The sequence below is a fragment of the Rossellomorea sp. LJF3 genome (assembly GCF_037046045.1).
Classification (GTDB): domain Bacteria; phylum Bacillota; class Bacilli; order Bacillales; family Bacillaceae_B; genus Rossellomorea.
Window position 1 is genome coordinate 39,360 of sequence record NZ_JBANLY010000013.1, and the last position, 17,102, is coordinate 56,461.

Annotated in this window: 23 protein-coding genes; 5 read left to right on the top strand and 18 right to left on the bottom strand. The window is 43.1% G+C overall.

Features of this window, described 5'->3' with window-relative positions:
* Nucleotides 1–133: 133 nt before the first annotated feature.
* The 10 genes from V8G47_RS13335 to V8G47_RS13380 all read right to left on the bottom strand — a co-directional run bounded on the left by V8G47_RS13335 (nt 134) and on the right by V8G47_RS13380 (nt 10,151).
* Nucleotides 134–724, bottom strand: coding sequence for a YpjP family protein (locus tag V8G47_RS13335; protein ID WP_336200545.1), 591 nt, complete (start codon nt 722–724; stop codon nt 134–136).
* Nucleotides 725–999: 275 nt separating this feature from the next.
* Nucleotides 1,000–1,776, bottom strand: coding sequence for a class I SAM-dependent methyltransferase (locus V8G47_RS13340; RefSeq protein ID WP_336200546.1), 777 nt, complete (start codon nt 1,774–1,776; stop codon nt 1,000–1,002).
* 105 nt (nt 1,777–1,881) lie between these two features.
* Nucleotides 1,882–2,316, bottom strand: a complete 435-nt coding sequence (locus V8G47_RS13345) for a BrxA/BrxB family bacilliredoxin (protein WP_336200547.1) — start codon at nt 2,314–2,316, stop codon at nt 1,882–1,884.
* A 21-nt stretch (nt 2,317–2,337) separates the two neighbouring features.
* Nucleotides 2,338–3,465: a conserved virulence factor C family protein gene (locus V8G47_RS13350; protein WP_336200548.1), complete on the bottom strand. Its 1,128-nt coding sequence runs from the start codon at nt 3,463–3,465 to the stop codon at nt 2,338–2,340.
* A 78-nt stretch (nt 3,466–3,543) separates the two neighbouring features.
* The gene (locus tag V8G47_RS13355; RefSeq protein WP_336200549.1) at nt 3,544–5,430 is read right to left on the bottom strand and encodes an ABC-F family ATP-binding cassette domain-containing protein; all 1,887 of its coding nucleotides are present in this window, start codon (nt 5,428–5,430) and stop codon (nt 3,544–3,546) included.
* Nucleotides 5,427–6,071, bottom strand: coding sequence for an HD domain-containing protein (locus tag V8G47_RS13360; protein ID WP_336200550.1), 645 nt, complete (start codon nt 6,069–6,071; stop codon nt 5,427–5,429). The genes V8G47_RS13355 and V8G47_RS13360 overlap by 4 nt, the downstream gene beginning before the upstream one ends.
* Nucleotides 6,072–6,169: 98 nt before the next feature.
* On the bottom strand, nt 6,170–7,027 hold the full coding sequence (locus V8G47_RS13365) for a DegV family protein (RefSeq protein ID WP_336200551.1): 858 nt from the start codon (nt 7,025–7,027) through the stop codon (nt 6,170–6,172).
* Between the two features lie 43 nt (nt 7,028–7,070).
* Nucleotides 7,071–7,568, bottom strand: a complete 498-nt coding sequence (locus tag V8G47_RS13370) for a hypothetical protein (RefSeq protein ID WP_336200552.1) — start codon at nt 7,566–7,568, stop codon at nt 7,071–7,073.
* 28 nt (nt 7,569–7,596) lie between these two features.
* Nucleotides 7,597–9,288 (bottom strand): formate--tetrahydrofolate ligase, encoded by a 1,692-nt coding sequence (locus tag V8G47_RS13375; protein WP_336200553.1) that lies wholly within the window; start codon nt 9,286–9,288, stop codon nt 7,597–7,599.
* Between the two features lie 188 nt (nt 9,289–9,476).
* Nucleotides 9,477–10,151, bottom strand: coding sequence for a class I SAM-dependent methyltransferase (locus V8G47_RS13380; protein WP_336200554.1), 675 nt, complete (start codon nt 10,149–10,151; stop codon nt 9,477–9,479).
* A 197-nt stretch (nt 10,152–10,348) separates the two neighbouring features.
* Between V8G47_RS13380 and V8G47_RS13385 the strand changes: the two genes are divergently transcribed.
* On the top strand, nt 10,349–10,567 hold the full coding sequence (locus V8G47_RS13385) for a DUF3892 domain-containing protein (protein WP_258261572.1): 219 nt from the start codon (nt 10,349–10,351) through the stop codon (nt 10,565–10,567).
* 98 nt (nt 10,568–10,665) lie between these two features.
* On the opposite strand, the gene mntR is transcribed toward V8G47_RS13385, so the two are convergent.
* On the bottom strand, nt 10,666–11,082 hold the full coding sequence (gene mntR, locus V8G47_RS13390; RefSeq protein ID WP_034758545.1) for a transcriptional regulator MntR: 417 nt from the start codon (nt 11,080–11,082) through the stop codon (nt 10,666–10,668).
* Nucleotides 11,083–11,379: 297 nt separating this feature from the next.
* On the opposite strand from mntR, the gene cspD reads away from it, so the two are divergent.
* Nucleotides 11,380–11,580: a cold-shock protein CspD gene (gene cspD / locus V8G47_RS13395; protein WP_201713251.1), complete on the top strand. Its 201-nt coding sequence runs from the start codon at nt 11,380–11,382 to the stop codon at nt 11,578–11,580.
* A 54-nt stretch (nt 11,581–11,634) separates the two neighbouring features.
* Here cspD and V8G47_RS13400 read toward each other — a convergent pair whose 3' ends face one another.
* Together V8G47_RS13400 and V8G47_RS13405 are read right to left on the bottom strand one after the other, a co-directional pair.
* Entirely contained in the window at nt 11,635–11,832 is a 198-nt protein-coding gene (locus V8G47_RS13400; RefSeq protein ID WP_336200555.1) for a zinc-finger domain-containing protein, read from the bottom strand.
* Nucleotides 11,833–11,902: 70 nt separating this feature from the next.
* Nucleotides 11,903–12,553, bottom strand: coding sequence for a reverse transcriptase-like protein (locus tag V8G47_RS13405; protein WP_336200556.1), 651 nt, complete (start codon nt 12,551–12,553; stop codon nt 11,903–11,905).
* A gap of 110 nt (nt 12,554–12,663) precedes the next feature.
* Between V8G47_RS13405 and V8G47_RS13410 the strand changes: the two genes are divergently transcribed.
* Together V8G47_RS13410 and V8G47_RS13415 are read left to right on the top strand one after the other, a co-directional pair.
* Nucleotides 12,664–13,344 (top strand): queuosine precursor transporter, encoded by a 681-nt coding sequence (locus tag V8G47_RS13410; RefSeq protein WP_336200557.1) that lies wholly within the window; start codon nt 12,664–12,666, stop codon nt 13,342–13,344.
* Nucleotides 13,345–13,488: 144 nt separating this feature from the next.
* Nucleotides 13,489–13,875, top strand: coding sequence for a reverse transcriptase-like protein (locus tag V8G47_RS13415; RefSeq protein ID WP_336200558.1), 387 nt, complete (start codon nt 13,489–13,491; stop codon nt 13,873–13,875).
* Between the two features lie 111 nt (nt 13,876–13,986).
* Here V8G47_RS13415 and V8G47_RS13420 read toward each other — a convergent pair whose 3' ends face one another.
* Both V8G47_RS13420 and V8G47_RS13425 read right to left on the bottom strand, forming a co-directional pair.
* Nucleotides 13,987–14,253 (bottom strand): DUF6123 family protein, encoded by a 267-nt coding sequence (locus V8G47_RS13420; RefSeq protein WP_336200559.1) that lies wholly within the window; start codon nt 14,251–14,253, stop codon nt 13,987–13,989.
* A gap of 34 nt (nt 14,254–14,287) precedes the next feature.
* The gene (locus tag V8G47_RS13425) at nt 14,288–14,776 is read right to left on the bottom strand and encodes a divergent PAP2 family protein (RefSeq protein WP_224519671.1); all 489 of its coding nucleotides are present in this window, start codon (nt 14,774–14,776) and stop codon (nt 14,288–14,290) included.
* Between the two features lie 108 nt (nt 14,777–14,884).
* Between V8G47_RS13425 and V8G47_RS13430 the strand changes: the two genes are divergently transcribed.
* A complete protein-coding gene (locus V8G47_RS13430; protein WP_336200560.1) occupies nt 14,885–15,022 on the top strand; it encodes a small, acid-soluble spore protein L in 138 nt (45 codons plus the stop codon).
* Between the two features lie 46 nt (nt 15,023–15,068).
* Here the strand turns inward: V8G47_RS13430 and V8G47_RS13435 are convergent, their stop codons facing one another.
* The 3 genes from V8G47_RS13435 to V8G47_RS13445 all read right to left on the bottom strand — a co-directional run bounded on the left by V8G47_RS13435 (nt 15,069) and on the right by V8G47_RS13445 (nt 17,085).
* Complete coding sequence (locus V8G47_RS13435; RefSeq protein ID WP_336200606.1) at nt 15,069–16,001, bottom strand: 5'-3' exonuclease; 933 nt, start codon at nt 15,999–16,001, stop codon at nt 15,069–15,071.
* Nucleotides 16,002–16,078: 77 nt separating this feature from the next.
* A complete protein-coding gene (locus V8G47_RS13440) occupies nt 16,079–16,909 on the bottom strand; it encodes a sulfurtransferase (RefSeq protein WP_336200561.1) in 831 nt (276 codons plus the stop codon).
* A complete protein-coding gene (locus V8G47_RS13445) occupies nt 16,906–17,085 on the bottom strand; it encodes a hypothetical protein (RefSeq protein WP_336200562.1) in 180 nt (59 codons plus the stop codon). The genes V8G47_RS13440 and V8G47_RS13445 overlap by 4 nt, the downstream gene beginning before the upstream one ends.
* Nucleotides 17,086–17,102 lie beyond the last annotated feature (17 nt).

Here is a 17,102-nt window from a genome sequence, read left to right on the forward strand (position 1 = left end):
ATACAATTATTACTATTTTACCATAATGATAGACCCGATTTCAGAGAGTATTATTTCCATTTCTTAAAAATGAGCAAAAAAGCAAGCACGCTCATCCACGTGCTTGCTTTGTTTTATTTTGATATATTTTAGATCAGGACACGCTCATCCATTGAGGAGGGGTGTTCTTATCCCAGAAAATGCTTCCCAGTTCATGGTGTGCTTGGAATTGGTCATGTACCGTATGGTAGTGAAAGTTGAAATAATGGCCATCTTTAGGTGGATGGTCTTTTCTTACATGAAAACGAATGATATCTTCACCCGAACGCTCGTCATAGATGTGAAAGATCTTTTCGGTTTTAGCATATTGAGGTACTTCTGAAATGGTTAGGGACGTTAAGTCTTCTTCCGGAAACTCTGCTGCTGTATCCGCTATCGCCTTTTCAATCTTTGGAAGGATTAACGATCTGAATTCATCCTCTATGACAGGCTTGATCTTGGTCCCGAATTTTTCATATGCATTTTTTTCTGCTTGTACCACCATGGTTTCTATGAATACCTCATGGGTTAGGGCAGCTTCTTCTTCCCTTGTTTCCTCTGGGGTCGTTTCCACGGTGGAAGGCTTGCCATTATTCTTGGCAAGGGCATGATTTTCTTCATTCAGAAAGGCCTGTGATGGTGAAACAAGTCCAAATGTCAGGATGGATAGTAAGATAAAAAACGATTTCTTGAGCCAGATCGACATAGATAACGTCCTTTCCTATGTATTACGTCTATTATTATACTACTTCTTACGATTAAAAAGTGAAAAAGGTTTCATTTTTTTGTAGGATATAAAAATCTTTATGTGGTAGTATATTAATGAGGATACTTTGTAAGGAGGATAACTAGATGGATACTGGAATTATGATCAATATCGGATACATACTTCTGTTAGGTTATTTTATTGTGCTGGGATTCACTGATTGATATTTATGGGATTAGACAGGCGATGGATGCCTGTCTATTTTATTAGGTCTTTTATAACCGGATGACGCCAAAATGGAATTTGGCTGATGGCCTTTTTATTACTTCAAAGCCCATTTCTTCGAATAGGGGTGATTGGTAGTGTTCTTTTAGTACGACCCGCTTTTTGGCCACTCGTTTCGCTTCTTCTATTCCTTTTTTTGTAACCCCGGTATAGCTTGCCCACTGTCTGATGGGATTGATTCCATGTGAGTCGGTCAATGCTTCTTCAAACATGGGATCAATGTAAACGACGTCGAATGCATCATTCCTGAATTTCTTTAGTTCTTCGTCAAAATGTCCATTGAGTACGTTTATACGTTTCATGGCGCTATTTAACGCAGGTAGCGGGGAATTCCATTCCTGTAGTCCATGAAGAACGATATGGGCAATGAATTTATTTGCTTCAATCCCTGTTACCGACCCTTCCTCCCCTACGATATGACTCGCGATGATACTATCTGAAGCAAGTCCAAGGGTGCAGTCCAGAAAGCTCATGCCTTCCTTAAGGTCTGCCGCTTCTATGAGTGGATCCTTCTCCCCCCTCATAAGTCTCTTGATTCGGAAGGATGCGGAATTTGGATGGAAAAAGAATGGCTCGCCCTTCCCTTCCCGCGTATGCAGCTCAAGCCGTTCTTTCCCGATGACGAGGCAGTCCCCATCGATTTTTTCCATATGGTGACGTATAGATCTTTTTTCCCTCGGGATATATGGTATAGAAAGGAGATCGGCTGCCTTATGCGCTTTATCTATTACGTTCTGATTGGCTCTTCCACAAGTGGTGACAAACACGTTAGTGATTCTCCTTCGGATATTCGTTTTTCTATCATCTTTTCATTATCCTACCACAAAAAAAGAACGGATGACTCTGTCACCCGCTCTTTTTTTTATGGACTGTTAACAGTTTTCGTTAAATGCAGTCACCAGGTTTGAAATAATGGAAGAAATGTCGTGATCTTCAATTTCTTCCCTGGGGATAAAGTGCACGACCTTATTTCCTTTAAGCAAAGCCATGGACGGAGAAGAAGGTTCGTAACCGTCGAAGTATTCCCTCATCCTGGCAGTCGCTTCTTTGTCCTGTCCTGCAAATACCGTGACAAGTTGGTCAGGGGTCTTATCGTTATTCATGACGGATTGAGTGGCAGCGGGACGTGCAAGTCCTGCTGCACATCCGCAAACAGAGTTAACGACAACAAGGGTCGTTCCTTCTGTGTTTTCCATGAAATTCTCGACTTCTTCTTCTGTACCAAGTTCTTTAAAGCCTGCTTGCGTCAATTCCTGCCTCATCGGCGTAACCAACTGTCTCATATATTCTTCATATGCCATAGACATGTATAATCAATCCTTTCCTGTTTATTGGTGACGTGCTTCAGTCATCTGTTTCCAAACCGATCCTTTTGCTTCTTCGCCGCCTTCAATTCGTTCAATGGCCATTTTCACCTGAAGTTTCACTTCGAATTCAGGGTCATTTTCCGCCTCTTTTAAACCAGGGAGGGCAGATTCATCACCGACTTCATAAAGGAACATGGCCGCGCGCCATCTAACCAGTTTACTCTTATCCTTCAAGGCTGCAACCATTTCAGGGATGGCCGCTCGAAAGCCCAGATCAGAAAGACAGTCACCCGCCGTCCTTCTTACTGTAACGGATCTATCATGCAATCCTTGGTACAGCAATGGAAGGACTCTTTCATCTTCAATCATTCCAAGGTACACAACGGCTAATCTGCGGATCGATACTTTCTCGTCCTCGAGGGCTTTTTGAAGTAGAGGTAAGTCGCCCAATGTAGGATCCTCCATCGCATCCAGTTTCTGATACCTGGTTTCCCATTCCGGCGCTTCAAAATCCTCAACGGTCACCTTTTGCTTTTTCTTATAAATGAGTGGTCCCTTGGCATCGGTTGTTTCCTGTGCTTCCACGATAAGCCCCGATAGTCTTTCAGAAGGATAGGCTGCAACTAATTCTTCACTCACGTCACTGCCGATTTCATCGAGATCACCGTACCGGATGCCATAATCTTTCCACTTTCTGAGAAGGACGACATTATCCCCCACTTTTTGGGCCTGACCAATCGCTTCAAGGAATGAAGAAGGCAGGGAAAAGCGTTTTTCTTGTTCCCCATCTGTCACCTTCACTTGCATCGGAATTCCTTTGAACATCTGTACACTGACATTCACTTCACCAAAATGTTCCTCCATGGGGGATTCCGTTTTCTCATCAGCTGTATCTTCACCGAATGCTTTTCGCACCTGAGGCAAAAGCTCTTGCCAATCGAATTTAGCATTCCGTTCGACGGCCAGGAAGTCGGCAACATGGTATACCCCTTTCACACCTTCGATGGCCAAGATTTCCTTGATGACGGGAGGAGCTCCCTCCGCTTCATCTTTTTTATAATTGTTGCTCTTCCCGGCCTTCATTTCCTGATCGAGAAGAACTTTCATCGTATTCGGACTTGGAGTAGGTTCAATTGATAAAATCCTCAAGACTGTTACCCCTTTCTCTAAACTGTTCATTTACCTTCCATTTTAACACAGTATCCTTGTTGCCTTAAAGAAAGAGACTTATTCAGCAAATTCAGAGAGATAGGTCCATCTCTCAATGAGCCTTTCCAGTTCTTCGTTGAGCTGTTCACTTTCCTTCATCAACTGTTGTGCCCTTTCGAAATTGCTGCCGACTTTTTGGAGCTCGGCATCCGCTTCCTCTATTTTTGCTTCGATGCCTGCCATCTTATCTTCAATTTCATCCCACTCTCTTTTTTCCATATAAGAGAGCCTTTTTTTCTCTTTCTCCTTCACTTCTTTAACAGGGACTGGTTCTTTCGTTGTATCTGTCGGCTGCTTCTTATTTAAAGCTTCACTCTTCTCCAGATACTCAGTATATTCCCCGTAATAGAAATCGATCTGTCCATCTCCATTGAAAATTAACAACTGATCTGCTGTTTTATCCAGGAAGTAGCGGTCATGTGAAACAGTGATCACAACACCGGAAAATTCTTTGATATAATCTTCAAGCACTGTCAGGGTTTCTGTGTCTAAATCGTTGGTAGGCTCATCCAGAAGCAGGACGTTCGGTTTTGACATTAATAGTTTCAGCAGGAAGAGCCTTCGTTTTTCACCGCCTGACAGCTTTCGGATCAAAGTCCCATGGGTGCTCATTGGAAATAGGAATCTCTCGAGCATGGACGTCACGGAAACTTGTTCTCCCTTATCTGTGGTTATATACTCTCCCGCTTCCCTTATATATTCAATCATTCTCATACTTTCATCCAGTTCTTCATGATCCTGGGTATAGTAGGCGATCTTGACGGTCTGTCCTTTGAGCAATTCTCCTTTTGTCAGCTCATCGGTTCCTGCAAGGAGATTGAGGAAGGTGGATTTACCACTTCCGTTTTTCCCTACTATCCCGATCCGGTCTTTAGGCTTGATCAGGAAAGAGAATTCATTTAAAATTCGCTTGTCTTCAAATTGTTTCGACGCGCCTTTGAACTCATACACCTGCTTGCCTAAACGATTTCCTCCAAGCGCCATATCTACTTGTCCATTGGACGGACCGGATGACATGGTATCTTCCAGGTGTTCGAATCGCTGGATACGGGCCTTTTGTTTCGTGGTCCGGGCTTTTGCTCCCCTTCTCATCCATGCAAGCTCTCTCCTGTAAAGGTTTTGCTGTTTTTCGGATAATTGGCGTTCCACTTCTTCACGTGAAGCTTTGGCTTCAATAAAGGAAGCATAATTCCCTCTATAGGCATAGAGACTGCCTCCATCCAATTCAAAAATGCGATTTGTCACTTTATCAAGGAAATACCGGTCATGTGTAACGAGTAACACCGATCCGTTATACTTCCCCAAATAGTCCTCCAGCCACTTGATGGACTGGTAATCCAAATGGTTGGTCGGTTCATCCAATATAAGCAGGTCCGGAGTTTCAATGAGGACCCCTGCCAGGGCCACCCGCTTCTTTTGCCCCCCGGATAATTCATTCATCTTCTTCCCGAAATCGTGGATGCCTAGTTTCGTTAATATGGCTTTTGCATTTGCACTTGCATCCCAGGCGTTGAGGAGATCCATTTGCTTTTGTGCTTCAAATAATTCATCTTGTACCCTTGGACTTTCCGGGTCCTTCTCCATCTCCATGAGCACCGTTTCATAGTTTCTCATAGCCTGGATGATCTTCGCTTCTCCGCGGAATACTTGTTGAAGAACGGTTAATTCCCCATCAAATGCGGGTTCCTGTTGAAGGTAGGCAATATGATAGTCGTTCGGTTTTGAAAGATCACCGGTATCATATTCTTCCATTCCGGCTATCAGTTTCAACAGACTTGATTTACCTGTACCGTTCACTCCAATCAGTCCGACTCTTTCCTTTTCCGTGATGGAAAAGGATATATCTTTAAACAGAGTTTTCTCCCCATAAGTTTTGGAAAGATTCTCAGCAGTTAACATTCTCATTCTTGACCAGTCCATTCTTTATTGAATTGCTCTAGAAACCGCAGCATAAATTCATGGCGTTCTTCTGCCAGAATCCTGCCGGTATCCGTGCACATTAAATCTTTCAACTTCAGTAATTTCTCGTGAAAATGATGGATGCTCGAGCTATCCCCATTTCTGTATTCCTCTACGGTCATCTGTTCCCTCACTTGAAAATCAGGGTCATACATCGCTCTGCCTTTCCTGCCACCATAAGCAAATGTCCTGGCGACGCCGATTGCCCCGATGGCATCAAGGCGATCGGCGTCCCTGACGATTTTCGCTTCGAGCGTAGTCAATTCCGCTTCATGACCACCTTTATACGAGATGGAATAGATGATCGATTTCAGTAACGTCATGTCACCTTCATTGAGTGTGAGATTCATTAAGATATGATCCAGCTTTTTCTTTCCTTCTTCTTCGCCTACGAATTTATCGTCCGGCACATCGTGAAGCAGTGCCGCAAGCTCAATGATATATGTATGGGACACCTGCTCTTCCCTCGCGATTCTAAGGGCCTGTTTTCTCACTCGATCTAAATGATACCAATCATGTCCGGTTGATTCACCTATGTACTCTTGTTTTAAATAGTCTATTACTTGGTCCAGCTCTTTACGCTCCATATCTCCACCTTCTCCTCCATTGTACCAAATGATGTTCTACTTTCAGAATAAAAAGGAGTGGATGCCTGAATCTACACATCACTCCTTCTTTGGTTTTTTCATTTACTTTCTGAAAACCAGCTTTTACCGATTGTGTTTTCACCAGCATGTACGCCGATCACTGCCCCGAGGGGATAGGCGCCAAATTCAATTTCAGGATAAGCTTGTCTCAGCTGTTCCATCCATTCTAAAGCATCTTCCCGATTTAACCCGTGTAATACAGATACTTTCCCTATGCTCCTATTTGCGAGAGCAAGATCCAACTGGTGACTCATGCTGCTTAAGCCTTTTTTTATGCTTCTTACCTTGTCTTCCACTTTAAGCTTACCATCTTCAATGGAAAGCATGGGCTTTATCTTCAGGACGCTCCCCAGAAAGAAGGATAGACCGCCCATCCTTCCGCTTTTATGTAGCTGTTCCAGGCTCCCTACCATCACATACGTCTCACATGATTTTATTCTTTCTTCAATCGCCTCTTTTATCTGGAGGGGATCTTTTCCTTCCCCCGATAAACGTTGACCGTACTGAATCAATTCTGTCAACGGGTTGGAAAGTATTTTCGAATCGATGCAACTAATATTTGGAGTGGTGTCCTTCAGTAGTTCCGCTGCCTGATAAGCAGACGAAAAGGTGCCGCTGAAATGAGACGAAACATGGATGGAGAAGATATAGTCATAGTCCCTTGACAGTTGTTCGAATAATTCCTTAAACCTGCCGATTGAAGGCTGGGAGGTTTTCACTTCCACCTTTTCGGTCCTTAATTTAGCGAACAATTCTTCAGGGGACAGGTCAATTCCGTCCATATACTCCTTCTCCCCGAACAGGATGCTCATCGGAACAACATAGATGTCGTTTTCCCCATTCTCCGATTGATTTGGAACAAATGCAGTACTATCTGTTACCCATGCTATTCTCATGAAAAATTCCCCTTTTTTCTATTTATATGAGCTCAACCTAGGACTAGAAGTCCTTTCGGTCAAGTTGTTTCAGTGTGTCTACAGAGAACGATATCATCTGTAAAACATCATCGACCATTTCCTCCGTAATCACCCGATTGAAGGTTAAGATTCCTTCAAATAAGGTCGGTTTAACGGAGGACTTCACTTCTTTCCACTCCCAGTATTTATCTTTCCCCCAGGCTTCTTCAAGGATTTCCATCTGACGTTGAAGTTTTTCATCACCTTTATAGATGATTAGTATGTCCGCTCCTGCCGTATTCTTTTCAGTCATCATCTTTCTTTCTGCCAGGAAATGTCCCATATCCGCCTTCAGATGAAACTCGATTGAAAGCGATTTTTTATATGGGAGGGAATAATGAATTTGATAACACCGCTCATAATGAGCAAAATCAAACAAATCCTTCCGATCAAGTATCTGAATATCCCCTGTCAAGTCAAGATCGTAGACTGCTCCTTCAAAGATTACCTTCAAGTTATCAAATGCTGTCGGGTCAAACATCTTCGCTCCTCCCTTCCATCATTCATCTTTAAAACAGTCCGATTGCCCTGCCGTTTTCATCTACATCCATTCCGAACGCAGCCGGTTTTTTCGGCAATCCGGGCATCGTCATGACTTCTCCCGTCAACGCAACGATGAAGCCGGCTCCGATCTTTGGCTTCAGTTCGCGTATCGTGATGGTGAAATCCTCCGGACGGCCGAGTTTTGCCGGGTCATCCGAGAGGGAGTACTGCGTCTTGGCCATACAGATCGGGAGAACGCCCCAGCCACGTGTTTCAAACTCTTCCAACTGTTTTCTCGCTTTGACCGTGTACTCCACTCCACTTGCCCCGTATACTTTTTTTGCTATGGTGTCAATTTTCACTTGCAGGGAATCTGACAGTTCATAAAGCGGGGAGAATTCCTTTTTATTCCCTTCTATCTCTTCTAAAACCTTCTGTGCTAAATCGATACCACCTTCTCCGCCTTTAGCCCATACATCAGTTAATGAAACCTTTTTATTCTGGTTTTCACACCATTTGATCAGGGCATCGATTTCATGGTCACTGTCTGTTGTGAACTTGTTGATGGCAATGACAAATGGCACATTGAATTGCTCGAGGGTCTCCATATGTTTCTTCAGGTTGGACAATCCTTTTTCCAGGGCCGGTAGATTTTCTGTATGAAGGTCCTCTTTCGACTGGCCACCATGCATTTTCAAGGCACGGATGGTGGCAACCAGAACTACGGCATCGGGAGATTTACCTGCAGCACGGGACTTGATATTCAGGAATTTTTCCGCTCCTAAGTCTGCCCCGAACCCGGATTCTGTCACCACATAATCAGCGAGCTTCAAAGCTGTTTTCGTCGCCATGACACTATTACACCCGTGAGCTATATTGGCAAACGGACCTCCGTGGATAAGAGCAGGGGAATGCTCGATCGTCTGGACGAGATTAGGCTTGAGGGCATCCTTCAGCAATAACGTCAGAGCCCCTTCCACACCGAGATCCTCGACGGTCACCGGTTGTTTTAACCAGTTATAGGCGACGACCATCTGACCGAGTCTTTTTCTTAATTCACCGATACTCTGAGATAGACAGAGAACAGCCATGATTTCAGACGCTACAGAGATATCAAAGCCGTCTTCCCGTGGAACCCCCTGTACGGGTCCACCCAAACCGACGATGATCTGGCGAAGGGAACGATCATTCATATCAATCGATCGTTTCCACACCACTCTTCTTTGATCGATATTCAATTCATTACCTTGATGAATATGATTATCCACCAAAGCAGCCAGAGCATTATTGGCTGTGGAAATGGCATGGATATCACCGGTGAAGTGGAGGTTGATGTCCTCCATGGGAAGCACTTGTGAATAGCCGCCCCCTGTCGCTCCCCCTTTGATCCCCATCGTCGGTCCAAGTGAAGGCTCCCTCATGGCAATGATGGTCTCTTTATTTAATCGGTTCAAAGCATCCCCGAGTCCCACTGTCACTGTAGACTTCCCTTCACCTGCAGGCGTTGGATTGATCGATGTTACAAGGATTAATTTCCCCTGTGAATAGTCTTTCAGTTTATGTATCGCTTCAAAGGATATCTTTCCTTTGTACTTGCCGTAAAGCTCCACGTCATCTTCTGTCAGGCCGATTTTTTTAGCAATGTCCACGATCGGCAGTAAAGTGGATTGTTGAGCTATCTCGATATCCGATAATACTTTTTTCTTTATTGTAGTCATGGCAGTTCACCCTCTTAGCTTTAAATTTAGAGTAACCGTAGCTTGTCTATTTCTATTGTATCTATATTTTACACTAAAAATGAACACTTTTGCTCTTCTCTCAAGCTTCTCCCTACACAAACTTGATGGTAATGATGGGGAATAGTAAAACATGATCGACTCCCGGGACGATGAGAATCGATCATGTTTTATTTTTGAAACATAAATAATGTCGTGAACGTCAAGGCTTGCTTTAATTCGTTGGAGAGGTTGTCTGTATGCGTGGATTTCACGCCTTTTTTGTAGATATAGTCTTCGCCGACCTTCTTCCATCCCTTGTCCCGCCCAAGCTTCTCCAGTTCCCACGGCATCATGGTATTACAGATGACCTCTTTACCTTGAAGACGGGGATACGCATTTTCCCTTGGATGAGCAGTCGGTCCCAATAAGCCGATGCAAATAAATCCATCCTTAGCCACTATCCGTTCAATCTCATTTAATGTGTGTAAAGGATTTTCCGTCCACTCTACTGAATTGATCGCCATTACAGCATGGAATTGCCCATCCTGGAATGGAAGGGAATTCAAATCCCCTTGAACGAAGGACAGGTTGTCCCTTTCCTGCTCCTTGGCAAGTTCGATCATGTTCCTTGAGAAGTCCATCCCTGTGACCCAATATCCTTTTTCATACAACAGATAAGAGCCATATCCATCGCCACACCCTAAGTCCGCAACGGTTCTTGCATTCCCTGCATGATCATGAAAGAAAGGGATGACGGCCTTTCTGCTTCCAGTAGTCCACATTTCGACGCTTTTTGAATGCCAATGATCGGCATTATCTTCCCAGCGGGTTTTGGCGCTTGTATGCCATTCTGAACTTTTCATATGTACACCTCAACATTTTTTTCTATACTGTTCTATATTCTCAGTCCACCGCCTCAATTCCTGCATAAAGGCATTATGAATCAATTTATAAACATAATATTATTATGTAAACTTATAATTATCTTTCAGTTAGCATTATGTTTTCTTTCTGATTTGTTCATACTAATGGTAAAGTCTGAACAGAGAAGGTGATAGATATGGAAGAAATCTCTAAGGTGCAACGGAATTATCACGGAGACATTATAAGCTTTCAAACCTCTTCCGGCCGTATCATTTCCTACCGGAAAGCTGTTTTGGAAGCATCCGAAGGTTTACTTCAAGGCGTCACACTCAACGAGAATGAATGGGGAGAAGCGGAGTTATCCAGTCTGTCAGTCGAGGATGGAACGTTTAACGACTACCCTTCAATATTTTGATTACCGAACCGTCCATCCAAAAAGGACTTTCATTTGAAATGAAAGTCCTTTACCCTTGTCTTATGCTATTCGCGGCTTTTAGAAAATGGATATGAACATTATTCACTGCGGTTTTGAATCGTTCGCAGTCCTTCTACCCGGCTCTTTTCTTCCTCAAAGAATTGTACGAGGTCACCAATGCGATCAATGGAATCCCAGCTTAAATGATGTTCGATTCCTTCCACGTCTTCATAAATATGTTCTTCCTTCACTCCAATGACACGAAGGAATTGCTCCAATAGCTCGTGTCTGTAAACTAAACGCTTTCCTACTTTATTTCCCTTCGGAGTGAGAACAAGACCTCGGTATTTCTCATAAATGAGATAATCATCCTTATCAAGTTTCTGCACCATTTTGGTAACTGAGGAGGGGTGGACAGATAAAGCTTCTGCTATATCCGATACTCTGGCATAACCTTTGTTCTCAATTAACATATAAATCTGTTCTATATAATCTTCCATACTTGGTGTAGGCATTTTTTACCCTCCAAATTTCCATAAATATCATTAAAAGTTTACTATAACTACAGGATGAATACAACCCGGACCCCGACATGCCGCATAACTCACCAGTCCACCGTTATCCCTGCACAGTCAACTACATCCTTCATAAATAGGACGAATGTTGACTCGAAAAACGTCATATTGTATAGTTAAGACATCATTGAAGTGAACGATTTTTATGCTTATATACAAGCCATAATCATCATTCATTTCGTGAAAACTATTTTCCAGAGGCACAAACGTGCTTGAACGATTTAGGAGGATTCTAACATGCAAAATGGTAAAGTAAAATGGTTCAACAATGAAAAGGGTTTTGGATTCATCGAAGTTGAAGGTGGAGAGGACGTATTCGTTCACTTCTCAGCGATTCAAGGTGAAGGATTCAAATCATTAGAAGAAGGTCAAGAAGTTTCTTTCGATGTTGTTGAAGGGAATCGCGGACCACAAGCTGCAAACGTAGTCAAATTATAATCGTACAAAACAATAGATCAACATGATGAAGGGCGGCCCCTGAATGGCTGCCCTTTATTTTTGATATGCATTGTTCTTATTCAAATATTCTCCGTAGTGACGGATTTGTTCCCCGATGGTGCATTGTTCGATACAAAAGCGGTGAGCATACGTTTTGCCATACTCTTTGCGAAAGTGTGCTTTCAGTAAGCAGTCGTTACAGTAGGTGTCGATAAGCTCATCCACTTTATCCACCACTTCTTTTCGATTCATGAGATCACTCCTAGATTTTTTCACGAACAGCAAATCATTGTATTAATAGAGTATATAATACACAGCAGAATTATTCTAATCGTTTGTTACTGTGTACCTTAATGCCTTGAAGTGCCTGGTTGGCAAGCTTATCGGCTTCTTTGTTGTCTTTCCTGTTCAGGACGATAAGGTTGGGTTTCAGCCCAAGCTTTTGAATCAATCCTTCAATTCGATCAAGCCATCTGCTCAACCCCTCTTCATAGCAAGGCCACTCTCCCGTAAGCTGCTTCATTGCCACCTGGGAATCTCCTTTTATCGTACAAGGCACATTTTTCACCCCGATTTCTTCAAGCAGCCCGATGGCTAAATGTAATGCAGCGTATTCAGCTTCATTATTATTTTCGATTTCCTCGAGAAGTGCATTTTTTCTGATCCGAAAAGATTCCCCGCCTTTTTCATAATAGATGACCATTCCGGCACCCGCATAGCTCGTTTCCTTATCGAACCCGCCATCAAAAAACACAACGATATTTTCGGGTTCCTTTTCTAACTCCTGATTCAATTTGATGTATTCTTTCCTTGTCCAAGAGTTTCCCATTTCATCAATGATTTCAAGATCAATGACCCTTCCCGTTTTCATCAGATCATCTACATGTATCAATGTTTCTTTTCGCTGGAAAAACCCAGACTCGAACCATATATCGGATGCCGTTTTGCTTTTGTATTTAAATTTAATTTTCATTTTCATTCCTCTTTCACTCCCTTTTCTTCATTTTATTTTTCAAAATCATTTTTTCTTTGTATAATGAGGACTATTGTTTCATTCACTTATGAACGATAGGAGGACTTATTATGTTTAATATATGGTTTGGCCTGGTTTTCGTACTCATTACATTCTCATGTTTACTTGTCATGTATCGAATGTTTGGACGAACCGGACTCTTTGTCTGGATAGGGATCTCGACAATACTTGCAAACCTTCAGGTCGTAAAGACAATTGAAATCTTTGGTCTGACGGCGACACTCGGGAATGCCATGTACGGTTCCGCCTTTCTTGTGACGGATATCCTGAACGAGAAGTATGGTAAAAAAGATGCACAGAAAGCGGTTTGGCTTGGATTCTTCACGTTGATCGTCATGACTATTATTATGCAACTGGCGCTCTTATTTCAACCACATCCTGACGATTTCGCCCAGGAATCCCTTGCGACGATCTTTGGCATCATCCCGAGGATTGCACTTGGCAGCCTTGCCGCTTATCTTGTAAGCCAATTTACGGACGTATATATCTTTACGTATCTGAAGAAGAAGTTCCCGACAGATGGCCAATTTTGGATCCGCAATAACGGGAGTACGATGGTGAGTCAACTATTGGATACCCTCGTCTTCACAAGCATCGCCTTCCTTGGTGAATATCCGATGCACGTTTGGTTTGAGATTTTCATTACAACCTACCTTCTCAAATGGGTGATTTCCCTTATGGATACCCCTTTTGGCTATATCGCAAAACGATTTCCGAAGAATATGGGATGACCGAAGCCGGGTGTATGCCTTACACCCGGCTCTTGCTATGTATAGAGAGAGTATGGATTGTCAAGAATCCCATAAAGCATTCTCCTTCCTCTCTCTTAATATGCTACTATATTTATATTCTGAATGTGTATGAGGTGAATACGATTGTTAGAAGTATATATTGATGGTGCAAGTGCCGGGAACCCCGGACCAAGTGGAGCCGGTATTTTCATCAAATACAACGGTGAAGTGGAAAAACATTGCATTCCTTTAGGGATCATGGACAATCATGAAGCTGAATTCCTTGCCTGCAAAAAAGCACTTGAAATCTGTTTGGAGAAGCAGACAGATACCGTATGGTTGAAAAGTGATTCGCAAGCTGTCGTTCATGCGATTGAGAAAGAGTTTGTACGTAATCTACAATATAAACCATTGCTCGGCGATATATTGAACTTGACGAAGCAAATGAACCTATTTTTTGTAAAATGGATACCCAGCAAGGAAAATAAAGCAGCTGATGAACTGGCCCGGAAAGCCATCCACCTGAACTAAAAGAGATTCAGCCTTACTGATTTCGCCTTTATCAAATTTCCACAAGCGCTTTACAAACACTACAAGAAAAGACCATCAGGAAGGATATATGCCTTTCTGATGGTCCCTGGGTTATGCCAATCCCTGTTTCTCCATCCACCTTAATGCTTCTTTTCTGGAAGGGATTTTCTGGGAATGGAGTCTTTCTAATATAGACATATAGAAACTGCTGTCAAATTGCTTCTGTGCTTTTAACGTAATTTCAATGGCACTATTGACCAGTTCATCCGGGGCGTCTGTGTATTTTTTGCCGAAATAGATGAAGCCTATCGCGTCTTCCTGAAATTTGAATCCTTTGTTTTCCAGATCTATGAGATATTCTTCTGTTGTTTTTTTCACGTTTCTCCTCACCTTATCGCCACTTTGTCTTCTCTTATCTTACAGAAAATCTTTTCTTTTGCCTATCCTTTTTGGAAAACAAGAAGGCAATGAAACCAAGAAGGGAACCAAGCAATGCACCACCGACCACTTCCTGCGGCTGATGTCCGAGCATTTCCTTCAGTCTTTTAGGTTTCTTCTCTTCGAATTCAACGGTTTCCTTTTCATGTGCCTTCCTGACAAGCTCATCTAGACTATTTACTTTAAGGGTCAATTCACCGGTTTGGCGGCGAATTCCCTGGGCATCGTACATGACGATCAGACCAAAGATGAATGAAAGAGCGAAATCAATCGTTCTTACCCCTCTTTTTAACGCAATGAATGTCGTCAAAGATGCCACTCCGGCACTATGGGAGCTCGGCATTCCCCCTGTCTGAAAAAACAGTTCAGGCTTCCACTCCTTCTTTTTCAAGAAGTGCAGCGGAATCTTCAATCCTTGGGCAAACGCAATACTGATCAGTGCGGTAATGATTCCTTTATTCACCCTAACACCTCCCTTATTCGTAGTGTGTCCTAAAATTCTCTGTACATGGGATATTTGTAGGTAACCAAGACAAAATAGTAAAGATCACACGAAAGGAGGGTCTTATGTATGACTAAAGGGAATAATAAAAATAAAGGGAAAAGCGCCAAGAGTGTAAACCCCCAAGGAATTTCACAGGATGCTGAATTCGCGACCGAACCGAAAAGCGCATTAGAGAATGCTGCTAAAAAAACGAATAAAAAATAAACCACAAAAAAAGTGTCAGGCTTAAATCCTGACACTCTTATCATATTTAGCTCGAAGCCGAAAGCACATTCGAACCTACTAAAAACCGTCTAAGAACTTTAAGCTCCAATTCATCCACAAGCGTAAGTGTATCATGTGATACATGCTCCCATCTGGCTTCTTCAACCGACACAGACAGAGGAACTTCACAATGAATTTCAGCCAGTTTCCTTGAAACATGCAGCATGTCAAGGTCTTCCTCAATCTTCTTCCGTTGTGAAGGAGTCAGTTCATGCAGATTGGCAAGGATACCGGAAATGTCCTGATACTGTTGAATCAGTTTCATGGCTGTTTTCTCCCCGATCCCTTTTACACCTGGATATCCGTCACTTGTATCTCCCATGAGTGCTTTCACATCGATGAACTGTTCCGGGGTGATGCCCCTTTCTTCCACAAAGAGGTCTTTCGTATATGTCTGATAATTCCCAAAGCCTTTTTTCAGCAGCATGATGTCAATGTTGTCATCAAGAAGCTGCAGGAGATCCTGGTCTCCACTTAGAACGGACACTTTGCGCTCGGATCGATGGAGCTTTGCCAGGGTCCCTATACAATCATCTGCTTCATAGCCCACTACGCCTACATTGGAAAGATTGAATCCTTCGGCCACTTCTTTTGCAAGGTCGAACTGAGGGATCAGTTCGACAGGAGGTGCATTCCGATTCGATTTATAGTCATTGAACACTTCATTACGGAAAGTCTGGCTCCCCATATCCCAGCATACAATGATGTGTGTAGGCTTCACATGATCCGCTGCCATCAGCAGGTGCTTCATGAACCCCTGGACCCCATTTGTCGGGAGGCCTTTTGAGTTCATCATGAATTGGCCCGTTACGGCCGTAGCGAAGAAAGATCGAAATAATAATGCCATTCCATCTATTAATAATAAATGCTCGTTCTTATTTTCCAAGTCATCCACTCCTAACCCCGTCGTTTCGTACATACCTTTTAAAGTATAACATATCAGCATAAATAGCTAATTGGAAAAGTGATGAACCTCTTCCAATTAGCTACTCCGCATTATTCTTTCTCCACCCTGTGTTCTTCGTACGAAACCCAATCGCTATAGCTTCCTACATATAGCTTCACATCGGTAAATCCGGCTTCCTTGAGAGCAATGAAGTTTGGGGTTGCTGTTACACCAGATCCACAATAGACAATGATGGGCTCATCTTTTTTAAGCATTGAGAAACGTCCCTTCTGCTCATCGGGTCCAAGGAAATACCCATCATTCATCCCTTCCGTCCATGGAAAGTTTATCGCGCCTGGAATATGACCCGGAATACGGTCGATCGGTTCTTCCCGACCAGTGAACCGTTCCCTGCTCCTGGAATCAATCAACGGGATAATCCTATCTCCATCTGCAATCCCTCGGATCTCATCCAAAGTGGCCAAAATGCCGTCATTAACGTTTGGATGATAATTTGTTGCGGGATAATGTGGAACGGAGGATTCCGTCTTTCCAGAACCCTTCTTCCACGCGGCAAATCCACCATTCAGGATAAAGACATTTTCATGACCGATATAATGGAATAACCACCAGCATCTGCCCGCAAAAGCCCCTTCCTTCTCATCATAAATCACGATGGTTGTTTGATTGTCGATCCCCGCATCCTCCACTTTTCGCAGGAAATTCTTCATATTCGGGAGGGGGTGTCGTCCCCCTTGCTTCTTCGCATAACCGGATAAATCCTTTTCAAGGTCAAAAAAGACGGCACCGGGAATATGACTTTCATTGTATCTTTCCCGGCCTTCTGCTGGATTCCCTAACGAAAAACGACAATCGATGATCCTTACATCCCCATCGTCCACATGTTCATTAAGCCACTCTGCATCAACCAGCACACTCATGATTTCGTCCCCCTCTTCTTCATCAATTTCAGCACTTCTTCCTTCGGCTCCCAACAAGAAAACTGATAGGTGGTTTTGGTCTCATAGCCTAGTCTTGAACAATAATAGGAGGTCTTCTGCTCTTTCTTCACTCCTTGAATGTGAATACAGGTGGCACAGCAATGATAAGGATTCACTATGGATGTCCTCCTTC

Coding starts and splice junctions, on each gene's coding strand:
- V8G47_RS13440 (WP_336200561.1), bottom strand. CDS start 16,909: ATGAGTGTGCTGGTTGATGCAGAGTGGCTTAATGAACATGTGGACGAT.
- V8G47_RS13355 (WP_336200549.1), bottom strand. CDS start 5,430: ATGAGAATGTTAACTGCTGAGAATCTTTCCAAAACTTATGGGGAGAAA.
- cspD (WP_201713251.1), top strand. CDS start 11,380: ATGCAAAATGGTAAAGTAAAATGGTTCAACAATGAAAAGGGTTTTGGA.
- V8G47_RS13400 (WP_336200555.1), bottom strand. CDS start 11,832: ATGAATCGAAAAGAAGTGGTGGATAAAGTGGATGAGCTTATCGACACC.
- V8G47_RS13375 (WP_336200553.1), bottom strand. CDS start 9,288: ATGACTACAATAAAGAAAAAAGTATTATCGGATATCGAGATAGCTCAA.
- V8G47_RS13335 (WP_336200545.1), bottom strand. CDS start 724: ATGTCGATCTGGCTCAAGAAATCGTTTTTTATCTTACTATCCATCCTG.
- V8G47_RS13385 (WP_258261572.1), top strand. CDS start 10,349: ATGGAAGAAATCTCTAAGGTGCAACGGAATTATCACGGAGACATTATA.
- V8G47_RS13370 (WP_336200552.1), bottom strand. CDS start 7,568: ATGTTTGACCCGACAGCATTTGATAACTTGAAGGTAATCTTTGAAGGA.
- V8G47_RS13380 (WP_336200554.1), bottom strand. CDS start 10,151: ATGAAAAGTTCAGAATGGCATACAAGCGCCAAAACCCGCTGGGAAGAT.
- V8G47_RS13405 (WP_336200556.1), bottom strand. CDS start 12,553: ATGAAAATTAAATTTAAATACAAAAGCAAAACGGCATCCGATATATGG.
- V8G47_RS13410 (WP_336200557.1), top strand. CDS start 12,664: ATGTTTAATATATGGTTTGGCCTGGTTTTCGTACTCATTACATTCTCA.
- V8G47_RS13360 (WP_336200550.1), bottom strand. CDS start 6,071: ATGGAGCGTAAAGAGCTGGACCAAGTAATAGACTATTTAAAACAAGAG.
- V8G47_RS13345 (WP_336200547.1), bottom strand. CDS start 2,316: ATGTCTATGGCATATGAAGAATATATGAGACAGTTGGTTACGCCGATG.
- mntR (WP_034758545.1), bottom strand. CDS start 11,082: ATGCCTACACCAAGTATGGAAGATTATATAGAACAGATTTATATGTTA.
- V8G47_RS13365 (WP_336200551.1), bottom strand. CDS start 7,027: ATGAGAATAGCATGGGTAACAGATAGTACTGCATTTGTTCCAAATCAA.
- V8G47_RS13435 (WP_336200606.1), bottom strand. CDS start 16,001: ATGTACGAAACGACGGGGTTAGGAGTGGATGACTTGGAAAATAAGAAC.
- V8G47_RS13430 (WP_336200560.1), top strand. CDS start 14,885: ATGACTAAAGGGAATAATAAAAATAAAGGGAAAAGCGCCAAGAGTGTA.